Origin of the sequence: Nonomuraea terrae, assembly GCF_044465245.1 — a bacterium.
GTDB classification, from domain to species: Bacteria; Actinomycetota; Actinomycetes; order Streptosporangiales; family Streptosporangiaceae; genus Nonomuraea; species Nonomuraea terrae.
On sequence record NZ_JBITLL010000009.1, the window covers coordinates 230,798 to 241,155 of the forward strand.

Genomic DNA, 10,358 nt, shown 5'->3' on the forward strand with positions numbered 1-10,358 from the left:
TCGGCGGGGACCGCCATCAGCCGCCTCAGCCGAGGCGGTCGAGCAGAGCGTTGTACTCGTCCCACAGCTCCTTGGGCAGGTGGGAGCCGAACTTCTCGAAGTGGCCCGGGATCAGCGCCGCCTCCTCCCGCCAGACCTCGCGGTCGACGGTCAGCAGCGCGCGCAGGTCGTCCTCGGACAGGTCGAGTCCCTCGGTGTCGAGCTCGGCCGGCAGCAGGCCGATCGGCGAAGGAACGGCCTCGGCCTCGCCGTTGAGCCGCTCGACGATCCACTTGAGCACCCGGCTGTTCTCGCCGAAGCCGGGCCAGACGAACTTCCCGTCGGCGTTCTTGCGGAACCAGTTGACGTAGTAGATGCGCGGCAGCTTCGCACCCTCGCGGCGGCCGATCTCCAGCCAGTGGCCGAAGTAGTCGCCCATGTTGTAGCCGCAGAACGGCAGCATCGCGAACGGGTCGTGGCGCAGCTCGCCGACCTTGCCCTCGGCGGCGGCGGTCTTCTCGGAGGCGACGTTGGCTCCGAGGAAGACGCCGTGCTGCCAGCTCAGCGACTCCGTCACCAGAGGAACGGCGGTGGCGCGGCGGCCGCCGAACAGGATCGCCGAGATGGGCACGCCCTTGGGGTCCTGCCACTCCGGTGCGATGGTCGGGCACTGGGCGGCCGGGACGGTGAAGCGGGCGTTGGGGTGAGCGGCGGGCTCGTCGCTGTCGGGCGTCCAGGAGCGGCCCTTCCAGTCGGTCAGGTGCGCCGGGGCCTCGTCGGTGAGGCCCTCCCACCACACGTCGCCGTCGTCGGTGAGCGCGACGTTGGTGAAGATGCTGTTGCCCCAGAGCGTCCTGATCGCGTTGGCGTTGGTGACCTGTCCGGTGCCGGGGGCCACGCCGAAGAAGCCCGCCTCCGGGTTGATCGCGTACAGGCGGCCGTCGTCGCCGAAGCGCATCCAGGCGATGTCGTCGCCGATCGTCTCGACCTTCCAGCCCGGGATCGTGGGCTGCAACATCGCGAGGTTGGTCTTGCCGCAGGCGCTCGGGAAGGCGGCGGCGACGTAGCGCGGCTCGCCGTCCGGCGGCGTCAGCTTGAGGATGAGCATGTGCTCGGCCATCCAGCCCTCGTCGCGGGCCATGACGCTGGCGATGCGCAGGGCGTAGCACTTCTTGCCGAGCAGCGCGTTGCCGCCGTAGCCGGAGCCGTACGACCAGATCTCGCGGGTCTCGGGGAAGTGGCTGATGTACTTGGTCGAGCTGCACGGCCAGGGCACGTCCTCCTGCCCGGGGGCCAGGGGCGCCCCGACGGAGTGGACGGCCTTGACGAAGTCTTTGCGCTCCTCGATGAGCCGCAGCGCCCGCTCACCCATCCGCGTCATGACACGCATGGAGACGGCGACGTACGCCGAGTCGGTGATCTCGACGCCGAGCTGCGAGATCTCCCCGCCCAGCGGGCCCATGCAGAACGGGACGACGTACATGGTGCGGCCCCGCATGCAGCCCTTGAAGAGCTTGCCGAACGTGTCGCGCATCTCGCCGGGCGCGATCCAGTTGTTCGTCGGGCCCGCGTCCTCCTCGCGCTCGGAGCAGATGAAGGTGCGGTCCTCCACCCGCGCCACGTCGCTCGGGTCGGACTTGGCGTAGAAGCTGTTGGGACGGGCGGCCAGACGCGTGAGCGTGCCCTGCTCGACGAGCAGGTTGGTCAGGCGCGTCCACTCCGCCTCCGACCCGTCGCACCATTCCACGCGGTCGGGCTGGGTCAGGGCTGCGATCTCGTTCACCCACGCGACCAATTCGGCATTGCCGGTGGGTGCGGTTACTTCCACGGAAACGGACACGACTATGACTCCTCCACTCTCCCAGGGCCCAGTCATCATTAACGACGAACCGGCGAGAAAGCCAATTGGCATAGACCTGTTGGCGAGGCCGTCGCCGCAGGCAGCGGCCCTGACGATTGGGGGACCCTACCCAGCGGAAGCGGATTTAAAAGAAGAAATTCGGAGCACTGGTCCAGTCCAATCCCAATGGTCTAAACCAATTGCCGAAGTGGTTTAGTCCATTTCCCCGGAAGCGGCCCTCATGAATGGACGTCGGGCCCCGCGGAGCGCACCCGGTCGACATGCTGCAGCGCCTCGCGCAGATCCACCAGCCACGTGTCGGCGTTCCTCCCGACCAGGCGTACGCACCAGGCGAGGGCGTCGCTGCGGCTGCGCGCCACACCGGCGGCCACCAGCGTGTCGAGCACTTGGCGCTCCGACTGGCGCAGCCGCGTCATGACCGGCACGGAGAGTGTGGTGAACATCACAGTCTCGCCCCCGCAGACGACGCCCCACGACACCTTCTGCCGGAACCTGCGCTCGGCCTCCTTGGCGATGTCGATCCGCCGCTCCCGCGTCTCCTCCCTGAACCTCCTCACCATCCCCTCGACCAGGGTGGCGCGCTCGGCCTCGGGCGCGTCGGCGGGCGGGTCGGGCAGTGGGCCGAGCACCGCGATCTCCTCGCGGTCGCGGATGATCGTCGGAGCGCCGGTGAACCACTCCTCGGGCAGCCGCCCGGTGAACCAGCCGCGGACCTCTTCCTCTGTAGTCATGTAATCATCATTACGGAGTTGCGGCAGGAACGCACGTGAGGCAACAGGACACTGTGCGCGGAGGGAAGCCTCAGCGGACCTTGGCCGCCTGCACGGGGCTGACTCTGACCACTCCGGCCAGGTTGCGGGTGGTCACCGGCACGATCTTGACCACGTCACCGGTGCGGGGCGCGTGCAACATCTTCCCCTCGCCCCAGTAGATGGCCACGTGTGAGATGTAGGCCGGGTTCGTCGGGTCGTTGCGCCAGAAGAGCAGGTCGCCCGGCTGCGCCTGCGCGTACGGCACCTGCGGCCCCGTCAGCCACTGCTGGTGCGTCACGCGCGGCATCCGCACCCCCGCCTGCGCGTAGGCCCACTGGACCAGGCCGGAGCAGTCGAACGTCTCCGGACCCTCGGCACCCCACACATAAGGCCGGCCCAACTTGGAGACGGCCGCCCGCAGCGCAGCCGTGAGCTGTTCGCCCGTCATGAACGACCCGGCCGGCCACTCGCGCGGCGTCACCTGTTGCCGCTCCGGAGGGATCACCGGGTTGACCAGCGCCACCTGGGTGCCCTTGGGCAGCACCCGCAGGATGGCCGCGCGCAGGTCGTCGGAGGCGGCCTTGGGGGCGCTGACGATGAGCGCGTTGTCGTGCGGCAGGCCGAGCCTGCGGCCGACGTCCTTGGAGACCACGGCGTCCACGGCGCCGAAGCCGGTGGTGGCGTACGCGCCGATGCGCAGCTGCCCGGCCGGCCCCTGCACCCGCCGGTGCAGCGTGAGCCCGCCGTCGTTGCCCAGCACGAACGACACCGCCACGTCGCCGGCCGCCACGTTCTGCCAGAGCGCATCGGACGAAGCGGTCACCTTCGGCGTGTACGCCCGGAACGTGGACGGATCCACCCCGAGTGTCTGCACCCGCTTGTCGTCGAGCACGATCGAGGCCGCGTCCGCCAGCTCCAGCGCCCGCACACCGGGCAGCGCGGCCACCTTCCGCAGCAGCTCGTCCGTGAACGGCTTGCGGGTGAGCACGAACAGGTTGGGCTTGTGCAGCTTCCGCAGCGGCGCGACCGGCGTGACGGCCGGCGGCGACTGCTGCGACTGCTGCGCCTGTTCCTGGGGCTGTTGCTGTGCCAGCAGCGTCTGCTCGGGCCGGACGTCGCGCGGGGCTTCGGATAACCCGGCGCGCTCCTGCGGCGGGTGCACGAGCAGCAGCACGTCGGCGGTCAGCACCGCCACCAGCGCCACCACGATGAACGGCACCAGCCTGTACGTGTTGCGCCGTTTACGGGATTTGACGAGAAAACTCAGGTCTTGCCGAATTCCCGAGCCATGCCCGGAGTCATGTCCCGGAACATAGCCGGGGACATGACCAGGGACATGGCCCGGGACATGCAAAAATTCCGCCGGGCCAACGGGGGCCCGGCGGTCGTCGTGCGGGGGGGTCAGTTGCCGACGTACGGCACGGCCTCCAGGATCTCGACGGTGTTCTGCCGCCCGTTGGGCAGGGCGTAGGTCGCCTTCTCACCGATCTTCTTGCCGTTGATCGCCGCACCCAGCGGGGACTTGGGCGAGTAGACGTCGATCGGCGCTCCGCTCTCCTCGCGGGAGGCGAGCAGGAAGGTGACCTCGTCGTCGTCGCCGACGAACCTGATGGTCACGGTCATGCCGGGGCCGACCACGCCCTCGGTCTTCGGGGCCTCTCCCACCTGGGCGTTGTCGAGGATCTGCCGCAGATGGAAGATCCTGGCCTCCATCTTGCCCTGCTCGTCCTTGGCGGCGTGGTAGCCGCCGTTCTCACGCAGGTCGCCCTCTTCACGGGCGGCTTCGATCTTCTTGGCGATGTCGACGCGCCCGGGGCCAGAGAGATACTCGTACTCCGCCTTCAGGCGGTCGTACGCCTCCTGCGTCAGCCATGTGACGTTCTCATCGCGAGAGTCGGCCACGGGTTCTCCTTGCTTGCCTAGGGGGCCCTGAGATCACTTCGAGGTAGCGTACGGTTGAATTGCGAAAGGGTAACAAGACAACGGCGAGAACGCTTCCCCAAATGTCTCACTATACGAGATTGCAGTACTGGATGTGGACGGAAGTGGCCTGACCACTGGTGTCCAGGCTTTCCTTGATCTGCTTACTACCCGCACCGGCCGGGATTCTTACTTCCTTGCTGCCGACTTCCGCGTGGTCGACGTCCAGCGCGCGGATGCGGCACACCGCGACCCGGTCGTCCGGCTTGTAGACCTCGAACGTGATCTCGGCCCGGCTCGGGCTCTCCACCTCGAACGTGACCACCTGTGACGGCGCCTCCGAGCCGCCCGCGGTCATCGACCACATGACGTAGCCCCAGCCGCCGGCGATGATGGCCACCAGCACGCCGATCACCACGTGGACGACGAGCCTGCCCCTTCGCTTGGGACGATCGGGGAAGTCGTCGGGGGTGCCGAGAACGGGCCCGTCCTCGACATCTCTGGTGACCATGGCGGAATCTCCCTGCACTCCCTCGGCGTTATCCGAGACAATTGTCGCCCGCGAGGGGTGTGCCCTCGCGACCGCCCAGCAGAAACTAACCTCTCTGGGTGACTGCCCGGTCCTGACTGAGGAGACATCGAGCCCGTGAGTGCACCGCTGAGGCTGATGGCCGTCCACGCCCACCCCGACGACGAGTCGAGCAAGGGTGCCGCCACCATGGCGCGTTACGTGCGCGAAGGCGTGGGAGTGCTGGTCTGTACGCTCACCGGCGGCGAACGCGGATCGGTGCTCAACCCCAAGATGGACCGCCCCGAGATCGTGGCCAACATCGCCGAGGTCCGCAAGGCCGAGATGGACCGCGCGCGCGAGATCCTCGGCGTCGAGCAGCGTTTCATGGGTTTCGTCGACTCCGGCCTGCCGGAGGACGAGAACGAGCCGCTGCCCGAGGGCTGCTTCGCGCTGCAGAAGCTGGAGGACGCCGCCAGGCCCCTGGTGGCCGCCGTCCGCGAGTTCCGGCCGCACGTCATCATCACGTACGACGACGACGGCGGTTACCCGCACCCTGACCACATCATGACCAACCGGGTCTCGGTCGAGGCGTTCGAGGCGGCCGGCGACCCCGACCGCTACCCCGGCACCGGAGACCCCTGGCAGCCGCTGAAGCTCTACTACCACATGGGCTTCACCAAGGAGAGGTTCGAGGCGCTGCACGAGGCGATGGTCGCGCGCGACCTCGGGTCCCCCTACTCCGACTGGATCGCGCGCTGGGAGGACCGCCCCACCAAGTGGGAGGCCACCACGCGCGTGCCGTGCGGCGAGTACTTCCAGGTGCGCGACGAGGCGCTGCTGGCCCACGCCACCCAGATCGACCCCGACGGCTTCTGGTTCGTCTGCCCGCGCGAGGTGCAGGAGGAGATCTGGCCGACGGAGGACTACCACCTGGCGCGCTCGCTGGTCGACACCGAGCTGCCGGAGGACGACCTGTTCGCGGGCATCCACGCCGACGACGTCTCACCCGCCTGCCACTGAGGAGACCACGGCCCTCAGGTGGCAGACTGGAAGGGTGAGCGTTCTAGCAGCGGGTGATGTGAGTCCGGGTTTGCTCGGCTTCGTCGTCGTGGCCCTCATCGGGTTCGCCCTCTTCCTTCTGATCAAGTCGATGAACAAGCAGATGTCGAAGATCGAAGTGCCGCACGAGGGTGACGTGCACGACGAGAAGGTCAAAGACGACGAGAAGGCCAGGTAAATGCCGACAGAAGTGGTCGACAACCCGACGGAGAAGCGATTCGAGATCCACGTGGACGGCAAGCTCGCCGGGTTCGCCGACTACCGGCTGCTGCCCACGAAGATCATCTTCACCCACACCGAGGTCCTGCCCGAGTACGAAGGGCAGGGCCTGGCGGGCAAGCTCGTCGGCCACGCGCTTCAGGTGAGCGCCGACACCGGCCTGCGCGTCGTGCCGACCTGCCCGTACGTCGCGAAATACATCGAGCGCCACCCGGAGTTCAAGGAGCTCGTCGACTCCGCCTGACGGATCACTCGGCCGGGGGCGACCAGGCGCGTTCCAGCGCCTTGGGCAGCCCCCACCAGCCCAGCGGGGTCAGCACGTCGTCCTCGTCCACGATGCCGAGGTAGCCCCACAGCGTCACGACCGAGGCGAAGAGGCTCTCGGTCGTGTCGAGGTCGTCGCCGGCATGCTCGTCGACGTCGATGTCCTCCGACTCGGCGATGAGGCGCGCCATCCGCTCCGGCGAGGCCAGCACCCCCGGCCCCATCCTGGCCAGCGCGGCCACCCCGGCCAGCCAGTCGGCGTGCTGGATCGCGCACAGGTTGGCCAGCACGGTGTCCTCCTGGCTCAGCTCGCCCTCCAGGTCGACGAACTCCTCCAGCACGTCGCCGCCCTCCGACAGGTCGGAGATGGGCCCGGCGATGCCGGCCGCCACCGACAACCACAGCTCGGTGTCGTCGTCGGGCAGCGGCCTGTCCTCGAACCCGGCGCAGGCCCGCAGCACGTTGGACGGGTAACCGGGCAGGGTGAGCAGCACGCGCAGCCGCGCCGCGGCGACCTCCAGCTCCTCCGCGGGCGTCTCTGGTTGCTTCGGCAGCTCCGCCATGATGCGCTGCAGCTCCGACAGCGCGAACGCCTCCTCCTCGTCCCAGGCGTTGAAGAGCTCCTCGTCCTGCTCGTCGCTGACGGCGAAGCCGGGCACCCGCCCGTCGGGCAGCGGCGTGCCGAGCCACTGCTCCTGCAGCTCCTCGTACGCCCTGCGGGCCTCCCGGTCGCCGGTCACCAGCGCGTCGGGGTCGATCTCCCCGGCCGCCACGCGCTCCTCCAGGTGGACCACCAGGCGGTCGTACATCTCCGTGGCCACGGGGCCGCGTTCGTCCGCCTCGGGCCAGACGAAGTAGCTGGGCGTCATGAGGATCGGCTCGGTGCCGGTCGACTCCAGCCACCGCTGCACGTCGCCCACCGTGGCCTGGCCCGCCTCGATCGAGCTGAGAACGGCCTTGGCCGACTCCCAGAACGCCCGGGAGAGCGGGTTTCCGGCCGACAGCATCTCCCGCCGCAGGTCGGGCAGCGCCACGAGCGCGACCCCCGACGGTACGGCGAGCAGCGCGCGTGCCACATCCCTGCGGGTGAGCGCCGGGGCCGGGCGACCGGCGTGAGCGCAGACGAAGTCCATATCCACGCCCGTAACCTACGCCGTCACCGCCTTCCGAGTCAGCCGCAGCGCGCCGGGGCGTGACCTGGCCCACAACCGGCCGCCGAACGACGCATAGGGTGAATCGAGGAGGTCATGATGAACCGGTTGAAAGACGCCACCAGCCCTTATCTGCTGCAGCACGCGGACAACCCCGTGGACTGGCACCCATGGGGTGAGGAGGCGTTCGAGGAGGCCAGGCGCCGCGACGTGCCCCTGCTCATCAGCGTGGGTTATTCGGCCTGCCACTGGTGCCACGTCATGGCCCACGAGAGCTTCGAGGACGCCGAGACCGCGGCGCTGATGAACGAGCACTTCGTCAACATCAAGGTCGACCGCGAGGAGCGGCCCGACGTCGACGCCGTCTACATGACCGCCACCCAGGCGATGACCCAGCAGGGCGGCTGGCCGATGACGGTGTTCGCGACGCCCGACGGTCACCCGTTCTACGCCGGCACCTACTTCCCGCGGCCCCACTTCCGCCGGCTGCTCACCGAGGTGCGCAACGTGTGGACCGGCGACCGGCAGTCGGTGCTGCAGCAGGGCGCGAAGGTGGTCGAGGTGCTCAACTCGAACGCCGCGCTGCCCAACGGCCCCCTGCCGGGCGAGGAGACGCTGCAGAAGGCTTTGGCCAACCTGCACGAGTCGTTCGACGACGTCCACGGCGGCTTCGGCGGGGCGCCGAAGTTCCCGCCGTCCATGGTGCTGGAGTTCCTGCTGCGCTCGGGCGAGCGTGATATGAGCGGCCGCACTCTTGAGGCGATGGCCCGCGGCGGCATCTACGACCAGCTCGGTGGCGGCTTCGCCCGCTACAGCGTGGACGCCCGCTGGATCGTGCCGCACTTCGAGAAGATGCTCTACGACAACGCCCTGCTGCTGCGCGTCTACACGCACTGGTGGAAGGCGGGCGGCGGCGAGCTCGCCCGCCGCGTGGCGCTGGAGACGGCCGACTGGCTGCTGCGCGAGATGCGCACGCCCGAAGGCGGGTTCGCCTCGGCGCTCGACGCCGACAGCGAGGGCGTGGAGGGCAAGTTCTACGTCTGGACGCCCGAGGAGCTGGTGCAGGTTCTCGGCGACGACGACGGCCGCTGGGCCGCGGAGCTCTTCGAGGTCACGGGGACGTTCGAGCACGGCACGTCCGTGCTGCAGCTGCTGCGCGACCCCGACGACCCGGCCCGCTACGCGGACGTGCGGGCGCGGCTGCTGGCCGCGCGGGAGCGCCGGGTGCGTCCTGGGCGCGACGACAAGGTCGTGGCCTCCTGGACGGGCCTGGCCATCGCGGCCCTGGCCGAGACGGGCGCCGTCTTCGAACGGCCGGACCTCGCGGCGGCGGCCACGGCGGCGGCGGAGCTGCTCGCCGGCACGCACATGGTCGACGGCCGGCTGCTGCGCACGTCGCGCGACGGCCGGGCGGGGGCCAACGCCGGGGTGCTGGAGGACTACGCCAACGTGGCGGAGGGTCTCATCGCCCTGTACGGCGTCACCGGCGAGGCCCGGTGGCTGCGGCTGGCGGGCTCGCTGCTCGACACCGTGCTCGACCGGTTCGCCGACGGGTCGGGCGGCTTCTACGACACCGCCGACGACGCCGAGCGGCTGTTCCAGCGCCCGCAGGACGCCACCGACAACGCCACCCCCTCCGGCCGGTACGCCGCCGCCGGCGCGCTGCTGTCGTACGGCGCGCTGACCGGGTCCACACGGCACCGGGAGGCCGCTGAGGCGGCCCTCGGCACGGTGTCGGTGCTGGCGGCCGGGCACGCCCGCTTCGCGGGCTGGGGGCTGGCCGTGGCGCGGGCGGCGCTCTCGGGCCCGGTGGAGGTGGCCGTGGTGGGTCCGGCCGACGACCCGCGTACGGCGGCGTTGCACCGCGAGGCGCTGCTCGCCGACGTTCCGGGGCTCGTGGTGGCTCTGGGGCGGGGTGACGGTGCCGACCGCGGCACCGGTGACCCGCTGACGCCGCGTGAGGCCTTCCCCGCGCTCCTGGAGGGCCGGGGCCTCGTCGACGAGGCCCCGGCGGCGTACGTCTGCCGGGGGTTCACCTGCCGCATGCCCGTCACCACGGTGGACGCCCTCCGCAGCGAACTGCGTACCTGACCGCCCGGCAAGGGGCCCACCATCGCCGAAGCCCCGCGGTCCCCTCAACCGTCCTCTGAGGGTGAGGGTGTGTGAAGCACACCCCCACCCTCGCGAGGTCTCAATGGTGAGCCGCATCTGCGACCGTCCGTCTGGGGACTGGGTGGGTGAACCACACCCCACCGCCACGAGACCTCGGTCGCGAGCCACTCGGCACCCCCGCAGGCCCCCATCCCACTACCGATCTCACCGCTGAACCATGTTCACCACCCAGCCAACCTCAGCCACCCAGGCGGCCGGCTCTCGGCCGTGAACCCCATCCCACTACCCAGCCGACCCCAGCCGCTGAACCACGTTCACCACCCAGGCAACCTCAGCCACCCAAGCGGCCGGCTCTCGGCCGTGAACCCATCCCGCTACCCAGCCGACCTCAGCCGCTGAACCACGTTCACCACCCAGCCGACCTCAGCCACCCCGCCGGCTCTCGGCCGTGAACCCCATCCCACTACCCAGCCGACCCCAGCCGCTGAACCACGTTCACCACCCAGGCAACCTCAGCCACCCAAGCGGCC

Annotated in this window: 10 protein-coding genes; 4 read left to right on the forward strand and 6 right to left on the reverse strand. The window is 69.7% G+C overall.

The window, feature by feature from the left end; translation table 11 throughout:
• Positions 1-25: 25 nt before the first annotated feature.
• From ACIBP6_RS43370 to ACIBP6_RS43390, 5 genes are all read right to left on the reverse strand, one after another.
• Complete coding sequence (locus ACIBP6_RS43370) at positions 26-1,855, reverse strand: phosphoenolpyruvate carboxykinase (GTP) (protein WP_397060639.1); 1,830 nt, start codon at positions 1,853-1,855, stop codon at positions 26-28.
• A gap of 203 nt (positions 1,856-2,058) precedes the next feature.
• Positions 2,059-2,571 (reverse strand): hypothetical protein, encoded by a 513-nt coding sequence (locus ACIBP6_RS43375; RefSeq protein ID WP_397060641.1) that lies wholly within the window; start codon positions 2,569-2,571, stop codon positions 2,059-2,061.
• Positions 2,572-2,641: 70 nt separating this feature from the next.
• Positions 2,642-3,811 carry a C40 family peptidase gene (locus tag ACIBP6_RS43380; protein ID WP_397060643.1) on the reverse strand — a complete coding sequence of 390 codons (1,170 nt, stop codon included), beginning with the start codon at positions 3,809-3,811 and terminating at the stop codon, positions 2,642-2,644.
• Between the two features lie 182 nt (positions 3,812-3,993).
• Positions 3,994-4,494 (reverse strand): transcription elongation factor GreA, encoded by a 501-nt coding sequence (gene greA, locus ACIBP6_RS43385; protein ID WP_111184401.1) that lies wholly within the window; start codon positions 4,492-4,494, stop codon positions 3,994-3,996.
• Between the two features lie 109 nt (positions 4,495-4,603).
• Positions 4,604-5,023 carry a DUF4307 domain-containing protein gene (locus ACIBP6_RS43390; protein ID WP_397060645.1) on the reverse strand — a complete coding sequence of 140 codons (420 nt, stop codon included), beginning with the start codon at positions 5,021-5,023 and terminating at the stop codon, positions 4,604-4,606.
• Positions 5,024-5,158: 135 nt separating this feature from the next.
• Here ACIBP6_RS43390 and mca point away from each other — a divergent pair, with 135 nt between their 5' ends.
• The 3 genes from mca to ACIBP6_RS43405 are packed head-to-tail and all read left to right on the forward strand — an operon-like array spanning position 5,159 to position 6,545.
• Entirely contained in the window at positions 5,159-6,043 is an 885-nt protein-coding gene (gene mca / locus ACIBP6_RS43395) for a mycothiol conjugate amidase Mca (protein ID WP_397060647.1), read from the forward strand.
• Positions 6,044-6,077: 34 nt separating this feature from the next.
• Positions 6,078-6,260 carry a hypothetical protein gene (locus ACIBP6_RS43400; RefSeq protein WP_397060649.1) on the forward strand — a complete coding sequence of 61 codons (183 nt, stop codon included), beginning with the start codon at positions 6,078-6,080 and terminating at the stop codon, positions 6,258-6,260.
• A complete protein-coding gene (locus tag ACIBP6_RS43405) occupies positions 6,261-6,545 on the forward strand; it encodes a GNAT family N-acetyltransferase (protein WP_132610402.1) in 285 nt (94 codons plus the stop codon).
• A 4-nt stretch (positions 6,546-6,549) separates the two neighbouring features.
• Here ACIBP6_RS43405 and ACIBP6_RS43410 read toward each other — a convergent pair whose 3' ends face one another.
• Positions 6,550-7,698 carry a hypothetical protein gene (locus tag ACIBP6_RS43410; RefSeq protein WP_397061282.1) on the reverse strand — a complete coding sequence of 383 codons (1,149 nt, stop codon included), beginning with the start codon at positions 7,696-7,698 and terminating at the stop codon, positions 6,550-6,552.
• Positions 7,699-7,812: 114 nt separating this feature from the next.
• Here ACIBP6_RS43410 and ACIBP6_RS43415 point away from each other — a divergent pair, with 114 nt between their 5' ends.
• Complete coding sequence (locus ACIBP6_RS43415; protein ID WP_397060650.1) at positions 7,813-9,807, forward strand: thioredoxin domain-containing protein; 1,995 nt, start codon at positions 7,813-7,815, stop codon at positions 9,805-9,807.
• Positions 9,808-10,358 lie beyond the last annotated feature (551 nt).